Raw genomic sequence first — 15625 nt, 5'->3', positions numbered from 1 at the left:
GGGCAGCACCCGCCCTTGTTCACCCCGGCAATCGCGTCCACCTTTCTGATTTCTTACATTCCACACTCCCTTGAACGATTGGCCGATCGTTTTAGCCCCATGAATAATTCCCCCCTCACCTGTAAAAAGTATGCAAGACCATATTAGTACCTTACTCCCTTTTAAAAATAGACATTCTATAGAAAGGATTGAGCACAGCATGGAGTTCTCATGGATATGGAAAGCCGTCCTCATCGTCCTTGCCGGGACACTCTTGTTAAGGATCGCCGGCAGGAAGTCGATTTCCCAGATGACCCTCGCTCAGACGGTCATCATGATCGGGATCGGGTCGTTATTGATTCAGCCCGTAGCTGGGAAGAATATTTGGACAACCATCGGGGTCGGGCTCATCCTAGTCCTCACGCTGATGGGGATGGAATTTTTACAAGTAAAATCGGACCGTGTGGAAAAAATGATTACCGGCAAATCTAAGATCCTCGTGGAAAATGGCGTTCTCAATGAAAAAAATTTAAAGAAACTGCGCATGACCGTGGATCAGCTCGAAATGAAGTTAAGGCAGAATGGAGTCAGCAAAATCACCGATGTCAAATGGGCAACCCTCGAACCAAACGGGCAAATCGGAGTCGAGCTGATGCAGGAGGCGAACCCCGTGACGATGAAAGATTTCCAGCAGCTCCAAGCGCAGATCCAGGAAATCAGAAATCTTCTCCTCATTCAGCCGGCAACCAGTCATCCAGTAAGCCATGAACGCCCTGCCGAAGATATTTTTGCAGAAATTAAAGATAACTCATCATTGAAGACCCCGCCAAAGCATCTTCAATGATTTTGTTATTCATCTAGAACGGTTCTTTTAAGAGTGCCTTATTTCGTATTCTAAAACCTGCGGTCATGAGAAAACGGATAGAGATTGAATTGGAGGAATTAATCATGAAAGCTGTAACCTATCAAGGAAAGAATTCAGTGGCCGTCAAGAAGGTGGATGATCCGCGTATAGAAGATCCGCAAGATGTCATTGTGAGGATTACGTCGACCGCTATCTGCGGCTCCGATCTGCACTTGTACCAAGGGAATTTCCCCCTCCCCATCGGCTATGTCATCGGCCATGAGCCAATGGGGATCGTCGAAGAGGTCGGTCACGACGTAACGAAAGTGAAAAAAGGAGACCGGGTGATCATTCCCTTCACGGTCGCCTGCGGAACGTGTCACTATTGCAATCACCATTTAGAAAGCCAGTGCGACAATTCCAATCCCCATTACGATTCCGGCGGACTATTCGGCTACTCGGAGAAATTCGGCAATTATCCCGGCGGGCAGGCGGAATACCTGAGAGTCCCTTATGGGAACTACACCCCCTTTCTCGTACCGTCAGATTGTGAGTTAGAGGACGAGCAGCTTCTCATGCTTTCAGATGTAATGCCCACTGCCTATTGGAGTGTAGAGAATGCCGGCGTCAAAAAAGGGGATACCGTTATCGTGCTCGGATGCGGACCGGTCGGATTGATGGCCCAGCAGTTCGCATGGAAAAAAGGCGCTGAACGAGTGATAGCAGTCGATTACTTCGACTACCGGCTTCAACACTCCAAAAAGATGAACAGCACCGAAACCTTTGATTTCACCCAATACGACGACATGGGGGAAACCTTGAAGGAATTGACCAAAGGCGGAGCAGATGTGGTGATCGATTGCGTCGGGATGGACGGTAAAAAATCACCCCTCGAATTTGTAGAACAAAAACTAAAACTGCAGGGCGGGACGATCGGACCTATTCAAATCGCGACCAAAGCGGTCCGTAAGTGCGGGACCGTTCAATTGACAGGCGTTTACGGAGGGCTTTATAACATGTTCCCCCTCGGAGCATTCTTCTCCAGGAACATTACGCTGAAAATGGGCCAGGCACATGCCAGGGGCTACATGGAACCCCTCTATAAACAAGTCGTCAACAATGAAATCGATTCCACCTCCATCATCACACACAAACTCAAACTTGAGGATGCAGCAAAAGGCTACGAGCTGTTCAATAAAAAGGAAGACGACTGCATCAAGGTCATCCTCAAACCGTAAAAAAAGTGCCCGGGCGCTAATATAAGAATGTTAGGAACCGGGCGCCAAATAAATGGGCCTGATTCACACTTTTAAATGAAAAGTGAGCTTGGCAGAGCAATTTTGAAGAAAAAATCTGCTCCCGTACCTTTTTCTGCCCTATCCTCACGGAAAATCCAGCGTCCCTTTTAATAATCGTGCCGGCGTTCGGATAATTGCGCCAGTTTCCTAATAATTGAGCCACTTGTCGAATTTTCTGCAAGGGCAAACCTCAAGCCACCGGTTATACCCTGCCCACACCTATCGTTCCACCATTCCGGTGCCGCACCCCGATTCACCAAATTTTCTTATCAAAAAAAAGCCCAATTCGAATCAAATCCGAATCAGGCACCATGCTCCATCACTTATTCTTCCTTCTATACAAATCCATCGACTTATACCCTTCACTCAGGACAATCTCCATTTCCTTCAATCGTTTTTCCTGCGTTTCTTTTCGTTTCGCACTATAGACGTATCGTGCCCAATCCTTCCGGTATCCCGGCGTCAATCCCGAATAAAGAGATAAAATTTCATCATTTCCACTCAAATATTTTTCGATATCTTCAATATGAACAATGTAGTCATCCACACATTGACTCTTTTTTGTGCTGGCAGCTTTCTTCGTTTTCTTCGGCGCTGCCTTCATGCCAACCACTGTGAACACATCATTCAGACTGATCATTCTTGAAAACTTCAGGTTACTTCCATGAACGTACCCTTCCACATTATAATGTTTCTCATTATAAATGCTGTCACGGTCTATGTATTCATCATACTTCGGATTATTCTTCTTAGGATAGGCAAAGTATAAATATCCGTTATCCTTCACCAACCCCTTTTCGGCAACTTCCTTCAGTTGTTTTGAAAAATCGTCTAAATTGAAAATGAATACAAAGACAAGATCATAACGATCTTTTTTAACAGAAGCATCATATTCAATCGAGCGAAAGTCATCGATGTCCTCAGGGAGGTTAAGAATGAGTTTCTCAGGATATTTGCTGAAATTCAATTTTTCAGTAACGGGTTTGGTAGAATTCATAACTTGACTCCTTTTTATCTTATATCCAAATTTTAAAAGATTTAGCCTCTCCAGGGGGACAGGTCAACCGGCTCAGTGGTGCCAAAGTACCTTTTCCATTGCTGCCCCTTGCACCTGACACCTTCCAGCGGCCAAAGGGCACATCTCTACTCCCACTTAAACACCCAGCTTGCCACTGCGAACCCGCCAATCAACCATATTCCTAAAATAAGCGTCTCCATCCCCAATGCAAAAATCGAGGTTCCGATATTCATCGTCTCCCGCAGCGCAGACGTCAGATGAGCGATCGGCAGCACCTTCACAATCGGCTGGATGAGGTCCGGCATATTGTTGATCGGGAAGAAAACTCCTCCAAGGAACAGAAGCGGAAACGACACAAATCCGGCAATCGGCCCCGCACTTTCAGGGTTCTTCGCCATTCCGGCAATGATGAAACCGATCGACATGAACGCAAGAGTACCAAGTACGATGAAGAAAATCAACGCGAGCCATGAACCGGCGACATTGATATCAAAGATGAGATTCGCGATCAGCACGACAAGCATGGCCTGCGTCCCATTTAACAAGAGGCGCGCCGTAATCTGCGCCGCAATGAACGTCGAGGCTTTCAGTCTCGTCCCCTGCATCCGGCGGAGGATCCCGCGTTCACGCCAAGCAGAGATCTGCCCTGCAACCCCGTTCATATTGTTGCTCATGATCATCATCGCGACGATCCCCGGTACGAGGAAATCGATATAGCGGATATTCAGCGCCTCGATTCCTACCTTCTCGACCGTCACCAGCGGCTCGTAGCCTGCAAGTTCCTTGCTGTACTGATCAATGACCCCGTTTACCACCGTAAGGCCGAGCTCGGCGGTGGTCAGATTTTTCTCATTGTAATAGACAGGAACGGAAAAGGCACCATCCCTGGCATCAATGCTTTCCCCATAGCCTTCCGGGATCTCGATCAAAAGCTGGATATCACCGTTTTCAACGGCTTCCTTACCAGCTTTAACCGAGTCATAATCAGCCATTTCAATCCCTTCATTTTTATAAAAGAGATCTTTCAGGTCCTTCGAGGCACCGGTTTCATCCTTGTCGACCACCCCTGCCGTCAGCGATAGTGAATTCCCGCCGCCCACGAAGGATCCGAGCGCCACCATCAGGATGACCGGGAAGAGCAGCGTGAAGAACAGAACCTGCTTGTTGCGGGCAAAAATCCGTAGTTGTGCCAGTGTCAGCTGCCAATATGCTCTCATGATTCACGCAGCCTCCTTCCTGTCATATGGATGAATACATCCTCCAGGGTCGCCTGGCGCGTCTGCAGGTCCCTGATTTCGAGGCCGTGCTCGGAAGACACTTCAATGAGTGACGTCAGTGCCATCTGTAAATCGTCTGTATAGAGCTGAACGAACGTATCCTTGACTGCCGCTTCTTTGACGCCGTTCATTTTCATGAACCACTCCTGTTCAGGGGGATCATTCAGGTAAAACTCTACGGTGCTCGCCGACTGCAAGGTTTTCACCAGATTCGCCGGGGTGTCGAGCGCAATCAGCTCCCCCTGATCCATGATACCGATGCGGTCGCAGAGCACATGGGCTTCATCCATATAATGCGTCGACAGAAGCACCGTCTTCCCGCGCTCCTTCAGGCGCAGCACGATATCCCACAGCGTCCGCCTCGCCTGCGGATCCAGTCCCGTCGTCGGCTCATCCAGAAAGACAATCGCAGGATCGTGGATCAGCGCGAGCGCAATTGCGAGCCGCTGCTTCTGGCCGCCCGACAGCCCCTTGATCCGGTCCCTCCGCTTCTCGGTCAGAAGCATGTCCGCTATCAGACCGTCAATATCCACGTGACTCGGATAAAAACTCGCATACAAATGAAGGATCTCCTCCACCTTCAGCAGCTCAAACAAAGAGGTCGACTGGAGCTGAACCCCGATCACCTCTTTCACCTTATTCACCTCTTTCCGGACATCATGACCCGAGAGGCTTGCCGTCCCTTCGTCAGGCTTCCTGAGGCCGACCAGCATCTCGATGGTCGTCGTCTTCCCTGCCCCGTTCGGACCAAGCAATCCGAAGATTTCCCCTTTTTCTACTTGAAAAGCGACACCATCCACCGCTGTAAACGTGCCGTATTTTTTCACAAGATTTTTTACATCAACCATTATTTCATTGAGCATAACGAGCCTCCTTTTGAAAAAAGTAACCGCCCTTCAGCGAGCGGTCCATTCTCAGTTGCTTATACGCGATGGTGATCCCCTCGCCAATTCAGTACAGCCTTCTTAATATCTTTCGGTGATAAACCCTCTGTAACCGTCCGTTCCGCCAGCCCCGGAAACTCCTCATCCGGTGCAAAACGAAGCGCAATCACCTGCTTCACTGAGAGTCGGTGATCCAGGTCTCTCCCGGTCAACCGGTAGTGACGGAAGTTTTCTTCAGTCCGGATGATCCGGTCCTGCAGCTGCAGGGCATATAATCTCAGTTTAGCCACAATCAATAGGAACGTAACTGCAGCAAAGAGCACAATAAAACTGAGAAGTGTCTCAGTGGCGACATTTTTCACAAAAAAGATGATTGACAAAATCAATGTTGAAAGCGATAACAGCGATATCCCATAGTGATACACCGGATCGATCTTACTATGATTTTCATAGTTTTGCTGATTCATATGTACCTCCTGAAAAGTGATAATTTCATTATATACCAGTTGGAGAGCTGTTGGAGAAATGTGACAAAAAAAGAATCCGCTGGTTCGGTTGGAATTCTATGAGGAAGCGGCCATTTGGGTTCGTTTTTTTATGAAGTTTGGGCTATGCATGATACTTTCGAATCCAAATTCTGAATTCAAGCGGGGAATCGGACGGACAGAAGCCCTTCCTATTGAACATTGTGCCAAATATTGAATAATTGCGCCGGAATCCATTTAATTGCGCCACTTGGAGGATAATTGCGCCGGTTTCCTATTAATTGCGCCACTTCCCCGACTAATCGCGCAACTTGTCGAATTTCCACTACCATAATCCCATCAAAAAAAGTTCTTCCCCTATCACATCAAAGTGATAAAGGAAGAATCTCCATATTTATGCGAGAGGAGCCCTAAAGAGGTCCGCCCCTCCTACAACGTAAACGGCGGGACATACCGCCCGTCGATATCGGTGAACCCATATTCCTTCGCGAGGTCGCCGGCCTTCAGTACCTGCCCGCTCTTCAACATCACGTCCGGGTCACCCGCGAGTGCAGTAATGGCACGTCCTATATAATGCGGCGTCTCGGTCTGCTTCAGATCCTCCGCTTTCTTCCAATTCTCCTCATCCGCCCCGTGATGCTTCAACACAAGCTCCGTCCTCATGAATCCAGGGGAAACGGCAAGAACCGCAATCCCGTCCTCCTTCAATTCTTCAGACAGGCCATACGCCATGCGGACAAGCGCATTTTTTGCCAAATCATAAAAAAACTGACCGGAATACTTCCCTTCGTCCCAGAAAGTAGTGTGAAAGATCACCCCTCCCGGATTCTCACGAAGCAGCGGAACCGCATAATGATTCGTCGCGAGTTGAGCGCGCACACCGGCCGTGAACATCTTGTCCCAATTCGCAAGCGGCAGCTCCCAGAAAGCACCCGGTTCCACGCCAATATCATGCGCTCCCCACACATTATTGACGAGAATATCCAGCTTCCCCTGTTCGTCACGAATCCGATTGATGACGGCTTCCGTTTCCGCATCCACCGTATGATCACACCGTACCGCAACCCCTTTTCCGCCGGCAGCTTCAATTTCAGAAACCGTCTCATCGATCGTCCCCGGCCAATTATTCGTGGCGTTCCCTTTCGTGCTTCGTCCCGTCACATACACGGTCGCGCCTGCTTTCCCCAGTTCTATCGCGACACCTCTCCCCGCTCCCCTGCTTGCTCCTGTGACGAGTGCCACTTTTCCTGATAATGATCTCATGACAATCATTCCTTTCATGTTTAAGATACTCTCATTATACGATTGTATTCTTGACATCCATTGTCATATTTAATTAAATTAAAACAAATAAATGTATGAAAAAGGTGAATGAAATGAGAGGCGACAGACTGATTTCCATCCTTCTATTATTGCAGTCACACGGCCGAATGACTGCCGGGGAACTGGCAGAAGAGCTCGAAGTATCGGAAAGGACCATCTACAGGGACATGGAAGCATTAAGCGGGACAGGCATCCCCGTCGTCGCGGAACGCGGAAAAAACGGCGGCTGGTCACTGCTTGAAAACTACAAAACGGACCTGACCGGATTGAAGGAAGCTGAAGTGCAGGCCCTCTTCGTTTCACCTTCTGCACATCTGCTCGAGGATCTCGGGCTGACCCGTATATCACAAGAAGCCAGAAACAAACTGATCGCCTCCCTTCCAATCACCTACCGGGAGAACACCAAAGATGTCTGGAACCGGATCCACATCGACACCCGTTCCTGGCGCAGACAGAAGGGAAAAACTGAATCGTTCGACATCCTGAAACAAGCCATATGGGAAGAAAACAAGTTGAAGATCACCTATCAGAGGGCAGACGGGAGGACCGATGACCGCACCGTCTCCCCGCTCGGCCTCGTCGCTAAAGGTGACCCCTGGTATCTGATCGCCGCCAAAGAAAACGGGGACATAAGGAATTACCGTGCGTCCCGGATCCAACACGCAGAACTTCTCGAAGAAACATTCAAACGGCCGGATGACTTCGATCTCGCCGAATACTGGAACGCTTCCACCAAAGCCTTCATTAAGAATTTGCCCAACTATGAAGTGAAGGTGGAGGCCGCTGCAGCCGCCGTTTCAAGGCTCACCTTCACCGGGCGGTTTGCCCGGGTCCTCGAGGTTGGTTCTGAAAACACTGAAGGCCGGGTACCCGTTACTCTCTCATTCGATACTGAAGAAGAGGCAGCGGGTTACCTGCTGGGGTTCGCGGATCAGCTGAAAGTCCTCGAGCCTGAGGGACTGAGCCGCAGGATTTTGGAGATGGCTGAAAGGACGGTGGCTTTTTATCGGGAGGATTAGCTATTTCTTTATACTAATTTTATTTTTTTTGATCAGTTTGAGTAAACTTGGGAGGTTCCCACGAATCGATAGGCAGGCAGGGACGTCTCTTTTTCAATAATTGTTTCGGTTACTGAATAATTATACCGGCATGTCATTTATAGCGCTTCTTTTTACTTTATTGAACCGGATTCTTAATTATTGAACCAATATCTCAATAATTGTTCCAATTTCCATTTTATTGTGCCGCTTGTCGAATTTCCTTTACCCGACGTTCTGACCACCTGGAAAGGAATACCACCACTCCATCCCGTATTATTAACCTATAACACTCTCCCAAAGGAGCGATACCATGACCTACGAAGAAATCATGCTAAAATTAGAAGAACTCGGGACCGACCAGACAAAGCGGATCTACCTGAACCACGGCGCGAAAGAACCCTATTTCGGTGTGAAGATCGGGGATTTGAAAAAACTCGTCAAATACGTAAAAAAGGATCATGAACTGGCTCTCAGGCTCTATGATTCCGGCAATCACGATGCCATGTATCTTGCCGGTCTCTCCATCAATCCGAAGCTTGTTTCAAAAGAAACACTTGAGGATTGGTCCGAAAAAGCCTATTGGTATATGATTGCCGAGTACACGGTAGCCGGTGTGACGGCGGAAAGTGAATACGCGCGGGAGCTTGCAAAGAAATGGATGGATTCGGATGAAGAGATGATGGCGGTATGCGGCTGGAGTACCTATTCGAATTATCTCTCCATCACGCCGGATGACGAGCTTGATCTGAACGAAATCAGGGTCCTCCTGAATCGGGTGAAGAACTCTGTCCATAATGAGAGGAACCGGGTGCGCTACGTCATGAACGGCTTTGTCATATCAGTCGGGAGCTATGTCCCTGTTCTTCATGAGGAAGCGATGGGTGTCGCCGAGTCGATTGGAAAGGTCCATGTGGACGTCGGAAATACCGCATGCAAGGTACCGCTTGCTAAAACATACATTAAGAAAATCGCGGACAAAGATCGTGTCGGACTAAAGCGGAAAACGTGTATCTGCTGACCATCCTGGTAAAGGAAAACACCCCCGAATAACCCATCGGAGGTGTTTTTTGTATTACAAAGTTAAATGTCTTTTATAAAATGTCCTTCCAAAGCGGATTGTGCTCTTCATGTCGAATCTTCTTCCTCTAACATGCCCAACGCAACCGCCGACACAACCACACTACTTCAACTCATTCATCCTCTTCGTCAACTCCAAAAATCGTGCATCCAGCTCTGCGTACTCCGCATCCCCAGGCACCATGAAGCTTAGCCGCCCCAGCACTTCCTGCCTCTCCGTCTCAAGCTTCATCCGCAGTTCCACTGCATCATCCCGCTCAGCAGCCGGCTCACTCAGCTGTTTGCGAACCCTTCCATGCTCAATCACCAGCTTCACATCCGTCGTCTTCTCCACAAAATAACGGTCATGCGAGACCACAATCAGAGTCCCCTCATATTGAGCCAGCGTCTCCTCCAGCTGTTCGCGCGACGGCAGATCGAGATGGTTGGTCGGCTCATCGAGGATCAGTACATCCTTTTCCTCTAAAATATATTTCATCAGCTTGCACTTCACACGCTCGCCCATGCTCATATCCCGGATTGGTTCACGCCACTGGGAAGCCGTGAAGCCCAGGTGTTTCATGAGCGTCTGGACTCTGCCCCTCTCATCGAACGTTTCCTTATAGAAAAGTTCCTCAGGGGTCTCATCTAGAGGCAGGTCGAACACCTCCTGTGTCAGATAGCCGATTTCGGCAGAAGGCGACACCCACACATTGCCGCGGGCCTTTTCCTGACCCATGATCACCTTCAGCAAGGTCGTCTTCCCGCTCCCATTCGGACCGAGGATCGAAACCTTTTCGCCATGCTGAATCGTGAAATTTGCTCCACTAAACAACATCTTCCCGTTCCCGATAAACTCTTTCCCCAGATCCTTCACTTCTAGGAACCGCTTCCCCTTCTTATGCGCGGAGTTGATCGAGAACCGCACTCCATGATCTTCTTCCACCCGCTCGACCTTCGCCTTCTCAAGCTCCCTCTCAAGCCGCTTCTGCTTCGATTTCACCTGACTGTCCGTCCGTTTTGCCTGTACGCGGTAATATTCCTTGAAACCTTCCTGCTTCGTCGACTGGGCATGCGCTTTTTCCGACCAAGAAGTCAGCTCCTTCATCTGACTTTCGATCCGCTTCACCATCTTCTGCTGCTTCTCATATTCACGCTGCTGGCTCAGCCGCTTCTGCTTGCAGGCCTCCGTATAGCTCGAATAATTCCCCTTGTGCTCAATGAGCCTGCCGTGTTCAAGCGACCAGATTTTCGTCACTGCCTCATCTAAAAAATGGCGGTCATGCGAGACAAGAATGATCGTCCCTCGATACTCCTTGATTTGTTCCGTCAAAAGGGTCAGACTCTCCTGATCCAAATGATTCGTCGGCTCATCCAGCAGGAGCAGGTCCGCATTCCGGGCAAACCCCTTCGCAAGCCTTGCCTTCAGCTTTTCCCCGCCGCTCAGCTGTGAAAATTCGTGCGAGGGTACCTGCCACTTTTCCAGCAGCTTGACCTCAGCAGGCGTCATATCCCCTGAAGAATATTCCTCCGTTTCCTGAACGACCATATCCATGCTCAACCCGCTTTGCAGCCACTGAATCCTTCCTTCCGAAGGCTTGATATCACTATGAATCAAATTCAGAAGAGTCGATTTCCCCGCCCCATTCCGGCCGATGATCCCGATGACCTCTCCCTCCTGTACACTCCCATTCATCTCTTCAAATATCTTCTGATCCACGATCTCATATCGGATATTCACCAATTTCAATACTTCTCTCATACAATCTTCCCCTTTCCGAAAAAGGAGGACAAAAAAATCCTCCCAGAATATCTGGAAGGATCAGCCGTACCTGTCATGTGCGCAAACAAAGCTATTCATACTCGATAGCTCAGGCAATGTTATAAAAATGGGCAGACTAATCCTATTTTGGTTGAGTTGAAATCATTCATTTCAAAACGCCGCGAAAATAAGATTAGTTCTTCATCGTCCACCCATCACTCCTGTCATTTATTAGTAAGATTACTATACCACGACTTTCCCAAAAGAGAAAGCCCATTGTTCCCAAGGCTTATCCGTCGGTCCCCAACAGTCTCTCAGGCACCACAATTTTTCATATCGATTAATTTTATTCAAAAAGGGTAATGTTCAAAAAGGATTTGACGCACAATAAGTGGTAAGATAGACACTGGAGACTTGCCTACAAAAAGTTTAGTATTAAAAATCAGGATGAAAAAAGACACGTACAGAAGAGAAGGGGCCATTCTTGGCCGGATGACTGTGTGTGATGTAAAACGGCAATCGTTTTATTCACTTCTTTCTCTGGCTTTTTGTAAATAGGACCCATTGACCATATTCACTTGAGAGGAGAGTTACGTTTGGATTCAATTTGGTTAGAATACGGATGGACATTATTGATCCTTATCGGCCTTGAGGGCCTTTTATCAGCTGATAACGCACTTGTCCTTGCCGTCATTGCGAAACACTTGCCTGAAGATCAAAAGAGAAAGGCCATCAGCTACGGTATATTAATGGCGTTTGTCTTCCGTTTTGGAGCGCTGTTTGCCATTTCATTCATCGCCAACGTCTGGCAGATCCAGGCGATCGGTGCGGCTTATCTGCTTTATTTAGGATTGAAGCATGTCATCAAAGCGAAGTTTGGTAAGAAAAATGAAAATATACGGGAAGAAACGGAAGAAGAAGCAAAAGGAAAAGGCTTCTGGCCGACAGTCAGCAAGATCGGTTTAGCCGACCTTGCATTTGCGATCGATTCGATCCTTGCTGCAGTGGCGCTTGCCCTTGGTCTTCCGGATTCACCGCTGCCGGATTTCGGTGGTATGGACGGCGGGAAATTCCTCGTTGTCGTCCTCGGCGGAATCGCTGGTCTGATCTTGATCAAGTATGCGGCAACTTGGTTCGTGAAGCTGCTTGATACACGCCCGGCATTAGAAACGACTGCTTATGCGATCGTTGCCTGGGTCGGTGTGAAGCTTGCAGTCATCACACTTGCCCATGAAGACATTCACATACTGTCCCACGATTTCCCGCACAGCACCCTTTGGACCCTGATTTTCTACGGAGTGCTTGTGGCGATTGCTTTACTAGGCTGGTTCGCGCCTAGCAACAAGAGAACACCTGATAAAGAACTGATGTAAATCATAAAAAAGTGCCTGTCCCATATTAATAATGGGGACAGGCATTTTTCATTTTTTTAAAAAGGACGTTACACTCCCGGGAACCAGCCCGGCGTATTGATGATCGCCTTCCATAACGGATCAGGAACGACAAGCTCCTCCTGATTCTCTTTATCGATCTCCGTCACAATCTCATCTTCTTTTCCTTCCGCAACCTTCTTAACCCAGTCCGGATCGATGATGAGCTCACGGCCGAGCGCCAATAACGGAACGCCTGTCGCGAATGCCTTACGGGCGTCTTCTGCTGAATAAATAGAGCCTACCCCGATTAAAGGCGTACGGTCCCCGATTGTTTCGAGCAGATACTCCATTCTCGGCTTGTCTGTATCCTCCACCCCTCTTCTTGGAGTCGAGAAGAAATCAAACAAGGATACATGCAGATAATGGAGATCCTTGTCCGCCAGTGCATCCACCAAAGCGAGCGTATCTCCCATCGAGAACCCTTCCTCCTCAGGCTCCTCTGGAGAAAAGCGGTATCCGACAAGGAAGGAAGGATCTGCGTGCTCTTCAACCACACTCTTCACTTTGTTGACAATCGCCATCGGGAACGCCATGCGTTTCTCCAAGCTCCCGCCAAAACGGTCTTCACGCTGATTCGTCATCGGGGAGAAAAATTGATGAATGAGGTAACCGTTCGCACCGTGGATCTCGACGCCGTCATAGCCAGCTTCGATCGCGCGGCGGGTCGTCTCACCAAACGCTTCGATGATTTCCTCCACTTCCGCTTCTGACAGCTCTCTTGCTTTCTTTTCACCGTTTTCACCCTTCACATCACTCGCACTCACAACGTCCCCGTCAGGAACAAGATCCAGCGGACACTGCACGCCGCCATGGAAAATCTGGAGTACCGCTTTTGCACCTTGATCCTTGATCGCTTTCGCAAGTCTCTCAAGGCTCGGAATCATCTCATCGGAATCCCCTCCGAACTCTCCCGGAAACCCTTTCCCGTTCGGTGTCACATACGTGCACGCAGTGATGACCATGCTGACATCCTTCGAGCGGCGCGCATAGTATTCCACCTCAGCATCCGTCACGTTCCCGTTTTCATCAGACGAAAAATTAGTCATCGGCGCCATGATGATGCGGTTCTTTAACTCGACCCCGTTTTTGAATATATACGGAGATAATAACTCTTTATATTGTTCGTTCATGATTTTGCCTCCTTCTTGGTGTACAAGGGCTATCTTAGTAGATGAAAATTGATTTGACTATTTATCTGCTTATGGGATGTGCTGCGATCCCTTTTCTGATAAAGTGCTTCGTATAGTTCTGGAAGATTTCCAACGTTTCCATATGCGTCGGCGACTCCACAACCACGTCTCGTACATTGACCGTGAAGTTAGTTGATTATAAAAAGGATATTCCGATGATAAAAACCTGAAATCGATTTAACCCCGATCTTTTTAAAAATATATTTTTCTCCGTTTTTCCATTTCGATAATAAATCTTTCATTTTCGATAAAAGAACGGCTTTTTCCGATAATAAACCTTTCAATATCGATAATAAGATTGACGTCCGGTCGACCATCAAAGAACATTTCCGTCAAAAATGGGTTTTGACAAGCTAAAACGGGTAAATTTGCACAATGAATCGTATTAAATATGACCACTACTCTAGAATCATCATTTTTGCCCACTTTCCACAAAAAAATCCTATCAACCCAAAAAAGGACCGGACTCCCATCCGATCCTCTCTCCACACACAAATCAATCCAATTCCCTGACCTCAATCGGGATCAACGCCCGCTCCAGCTGTTCACGATGAGCTTCATACTGCTCTGGCAGCATCAAATTCTCCCCCATCGTTTCCTGTGACTCATCATGAGCGAATCCCGGCGGGTCTGTCGCGATTTCAAAAAGAATCTCTCCCTGCTCACGGAAGTAGATCGCATTAAAATAATTCCGGTCGATGACAGGTGTGACTCCGTATCCATTATCGGACACAAGTTTCTGCCACTCCAGCTGATCCTCGTCGTCACTTGCTCTCCACGCAATGTGGTGGACGGTGCCGGCACCCATCCGGCCGCGACCTGTCGGAGTCATCTTCAGATCGATGACGTTCCCGATGTCAGAAGCAGAGCGATAACGGGCCATATCCCCTTCTCTGCCGACGAACTCGAGTCCCATTACATTTTCCAGCAATCCAGCGGTCTTTTCAGGCTGTGCCGACAATAATGTGGCGCCACCGAATCCTTTGATCGCCACCTCGGGGGTCACCCCGCCAAAGCTCCACGTACTGCGCTCCCCATCTTCCCTTTCCACGATTTCCAAGTGAAGACCATGGGGATCATCGAATTCCACATACGTTTCACCAAAACGCTCCACTTTTGTAAAAGGAATATCGAACCTCTCCAATCTCCTTTCCCAGAACTGAAGCGCGCCCTTCGGAACCACATAAGAAGTCACGCCTACCTGGCCGCCGCCGATGACGCCTTGCTGCGCCCCTGCCCACGGGAAGAATGTGATGATCGTACCCGGCTTCCCGCCTTCATTTCCGAAATAGAGATGATACGTGCCAGGGTCATCGAAATTCACTGTTTTCTTCACCATACGTAACCCGAGCACCCCTGCATAGAAATCCACATTTTCCTGGGGATGGCCGACGATCGCTGTGATATGATGGATTCCCGTCGTCTTCTTTTTCATGTTCATCACTCCTCTTTATCTGCTACTAGTATTTACCCTTATTGTTTAAAATAAAAATGCATCCACTGCATATTGACCCGGACCGATCAACGCAACCCCGATCGCCACTGCAAGCAGCGTCAAGTTATATTCGTATCCATTGGATGTTGCCCATAATCCATTCTGGCCGTGCACCTTGACGATCGCCATGAACATCGTCGCTGCAATCAGGATAGCCGCAAACGGAGTCAGAAGCCCCAGCGCAAATAAGATTCCACCGGCCAGCTCTGAGAGCCCTGCCACAAGTGCCATCGTCACACCAGGCTTCATCCCGATGGATTCAAACCAGCCTCCCGTGCCTTTCAATCCATGACCCCCATACCATCCAAACAATTTCTGCGCTCCGTGACCAATGAACAACACACCAATAACTAAACGAATGATTAATAACCCAAGATCTATCATAATGAATTCCTCCTAATTGTTTTTATCTCGAATTCGAGATATTATCCAAAAAAATTTTATTCTTTCATGCTTTGATTGAACAAAGCAGAGTATCGTTACCAATTCTTACTTATCTGTCACAGCGTCACCTCCTGATAAATTATCTCGAAATTAAATA

14 protein-coding genes are annotated in these 15625 nt (G+C 48.4%); 5 read left to right on the top strand and 9 right to left on the bottom strand.

Annotated features, from left to right (window positions below; all coding sequences use genetic code 11):
* Window positions 1-199: 199 nt before the first annotated feature.
* Window positions 200-823, top strand: coding sequence for a DUF421 domain-containing protein (locus tag HWX64_RS02970; protein ID WP_175987127.1), 624 nt, complete (start codon window positions 200-202; stop codon window positions 821-823).
* Between the two features lie 104 nt (window positions 824-927).
* Complete coding sequence (locus HWX64_RS02965; RefSeq protein WP_175987125.1) at window positions 928-2061, top strand: zinc-dependent alcohol dehydrogenase; 1134 nt, start codon at window positions 928-930, stop codon at window positions 2059-2061.
* Window positions 2062-2440: 379 nt separating this feature from the next.
* Here the strand turns inward: HWX64_RS02965 and HWX64_RS02960 are convergent, their stop codons facing one another.
* The 5 genes from HWX64_RS02960 to HWX64_RS02940 form a co-directional block, all read right to left on the bottom strand.
* Window positions 2441-3118, bottom strand: a complete 678-nt coding sequence (locus tag HWX64_RS02960; RefSeq protein ID WP_175987123.1) for a YdeI/OmpD-associated family protein — start codon at window positions 3116-3118, stop codon at window positions 2441-2443.
* A gap of 146 nt (window positions 3119-3264) precedes the next feature.
* The gene (locus tag HWX64_RS02955) at window positions 3265-4356 is read right to left on the bottom strand and encodes an ABC transporter permease (protein ID WP_175987122.1); all 1092 of its coding nucleotides are present in this window, start codon (window positions 4354-4356) and stop codon (window positions 3265-3267) included.
* Complete coding sequence (locus HWX64_RS02950) at window positions 4353-5279, bottom strand: ABC transporter ATP-binding protein (protein ID WP_175987120.1); 927 nt, start codon at window positions 5277-5279, stop codon at window positions 4353-4355. Before HWX64_RS02950 ends, HWX64_RS02955 begins: the two co-directional genes overlap by 4 nt.
* 59 nt (window positions 5280-5338) lie before the next feature.
* Window positions 5339-5767 carry a DUF6526 family protein gene (locus HWX64_RS02945; RefSeq protein ID WP_175987118.1) on the bottom strand — a complete coding sequence of 143 codons (429 nt, stop codon included), beginning with the start codon at window positions 5765-5767 and terminating at the stop codon, window positions 5339-5341.
* A 447-nt stretch (window positions 5768-6214) separates the two neighbouring features.
* Entirely contained in the window at window positions 6215-7066 is an 852-nt protein-coding gene (locus HWX64_RS02940) for an SDR family oxidoreductase (RefSeq protein WP_254871026.1), read from the bottom strand.
* Window positions 7067-7161: 95 nt separating this feature from the next.
* Between HWX64_RS02940 and HWX64_RS02935 the strand changes: the two genes are divergently transcribed.
* Both HWX64_RS02935 and HWX64_RS02930 read left to right on the top strand, forming a co-directional pair.
* Window positions 7162-8127, top strand: coding sequence for a YafY family protein (locus HWX64_RS02935; RefSeq protein WP_175987116.1), 966 nt, complete (start codon window positions 7162-7164; stop codon window positions 8125-8127).
* A 331-nt stretch (window positions 8128-8458) separates the two neighbouring features.
* Window positions 8459-9166, top strand: a complete 708-nt coding sequence (locus tag HWX64_RS02930; protein ID WP_175987114.1) for a DNA alkylation repair protein — start codon at window positions 8459-8461, stop codon at window positions 9164-9166.
* A 162-nt stretch (window positions 9167-9328) separates the two neighbouring features.
* On the opposite strand, the gene abc-f is transcribed toward HWX64_RS02930, so the two are convergent.
* Window positions 9329-10966, bottom strand: a complete 1638-nt coding sequence (gene abc-f / locus HWX64_RS02925) for a ribosomal protection-like ABC-F family protein (RefSeq protein WP_175987112.1) — start codon at window positions 10964-10966, stop codon at window positions 9329-9331.
* Between the two features lie 596 nt (window positions 10967-11562).
* Between abc-f and HWX64_RS02920 the strand changes: the two genes are divergently transcribed.
* The gene (locus HWX64_RS02920; RefSeq protein WP_175987110.1) at window positions 11563-12339 is read left to right on the top strand and encodes a TerC family protein; all 777 of its coding nucleotides are present in this window, start codon (window positions 11563-11565) and stop codon (window positions 12337-12339) included.
* A gap of 68 nt (window positions 12340-12407) precedes the next feature.
* Here HWX64_RS02920 and HWX64_RS02915 read toward each other — a convergent pair whose 3' ends face one another.
* The 3 genes from HWX64_RS02915 to HWX64_RS02905 form a co-directional block, all read right to left on the bottom strand.
* Window positions 12408-13529: an NADH-dependent flavin oxidoreductase gene (locus HWX64_RS02915; protein ID WP_175987108.1), complete on the bottom strand. Its 1122-nt coding sequence runs from the start codon at window positions 13527-13529 to the stop codon at window positions 12408-12410.
* Window positions 13530-14085: 556 nt separating this feature from the next.
* Window positions 14086-15024 carry a ring-cleaving dioxygenase gene (locus HWX64_RS02910; protein WP_175987106.1) on the bottom strand — a complete coding sequence of 313 codons (939 nt, stop codon included), beginning with the start codon at window positions 15022-15024 and terminating at the stop codon, window positions 14086-14088.
* Window positions 15025-15069: 45 nt separating this feature from the next.
* Complete coding sequence (locus HWX64_RS02905; protein ID WP_175987104.1) at window positions 15070-15468, bottom strand: DoxX family protein; 399 nt, start codon at window positions 15466-15468, stop codon at window positions 15070-15072.
* Window positions 15469-15625 lie beyond the last annotated feature (157 nt).

Origin of the sequence: Bacillus sp. Marseille-Q1617 (assembly GCF_903645295.1) — a bacterium.
In the GTDB taxonomy this organism is placed as follows: domain Bacteria; phylum Bacillota; class Bacilli; order Bacillales; family Bacillaceae_B; genus Rossellomorea.
Note: the sequence above shows the minus strand (reverse complement) of the source record. Positions and strands in the feature narration are given on the sequence as shown.

Excerpts from the sequence above, each read along its gene's own strand:
- HWX64_RS02970 (WP_175987127.1), top strand. The coding sequence starts at position 200 with ATGGAGTTCTCATGGATATGGAAAGCCGTCCTCATCGTCCTTGCCGGG.
- HWX64_RS02965 (WP_175987125.1), top strand. The coding sequence starts at position 928 with ATGAAAGCTGTAACCTATCAAGGAAAGAATTCAGTGGCCGTCAAGAAG.
- HWX64_RS02960 (WP_175987123.1), bottom strand. The coding sequence starts at position 3,118 with ATGAATTCTACCAAACCCGTTACTGAAAAATTGAATTTCAGCAAATAT.
- HWX64_RS02955 (WP_175987122.1), bottom strand. The coding sequence starts at position 4,356 with ATGAGAGCATATTGGCAGCTGACACTGGCACAACTACGGATTTTTGCC.
- HWX64_RS02950 (WP_175987120.1), bottom strand. The coding sequence starts at position 5,279 with ATGCTCAATGAAATAATGGTTGATGTAAAAAATCTTGTGAAAAAATAC.
- HWX64_RS02945 (WP_175987118.1), bottom strand. The coding sequence starts at position 5,767 with ATGAATCAGCAAAACTATGAAAATCATAGTAAGATCGATCCGGTGTAT.
- HWX64_RS02940 (WP_254871026.1), bottom strand. The coding sequence starts at position 7,066 with ATGAAAGGAATGATTGTCATGAGATCATTATCAGGAAAAGTGGCACTC.
- HWX64_RS02935 (WP_175987116.1), top strand. The coding sequence starts at position 7,162 with ATGAGAGGCGACAGACTGATTTCCATCCTTCTATTATTGCAGTCACAC.
- HWX64_RS02930 (WP_175987114.1), top strand. The coding sequence starts at position 8,459 with ATGACCTACGAAGAAATCATGCTAAAATTAGAAGAACTCGGGACCGAC.
- abc-f (WP_175987112.1), bottom strand. The coding sequence starts at position 10,966 with ATGAGAGAAGTATTGAAATTGGTGAATATCCGATATGAGATCGTGGAT.
- HWX64_RS02915 (WP_175987108.1), bottom strand. The coding sequence starts at position 13,529 with ATGAACGAACAATATAAAGAGTTATTATCTCCGTATATATTCAAAAAC.
- HWX64_RS02910 (WP_175987106.1), bottom strand. The coding sequence starts at position 15,024 with ATGAAAAAGAAGACGACGGGAATCCATCATATCACAGCGATCGTCGGC.
- HWX64_RS02905 (WP_175987104.1), bottom strand. The coding sequence starts at position 15,468 with ATGATAGATCTTGGGTTATTAATCATTCGTTTAGTTATTGGTGTGTTG.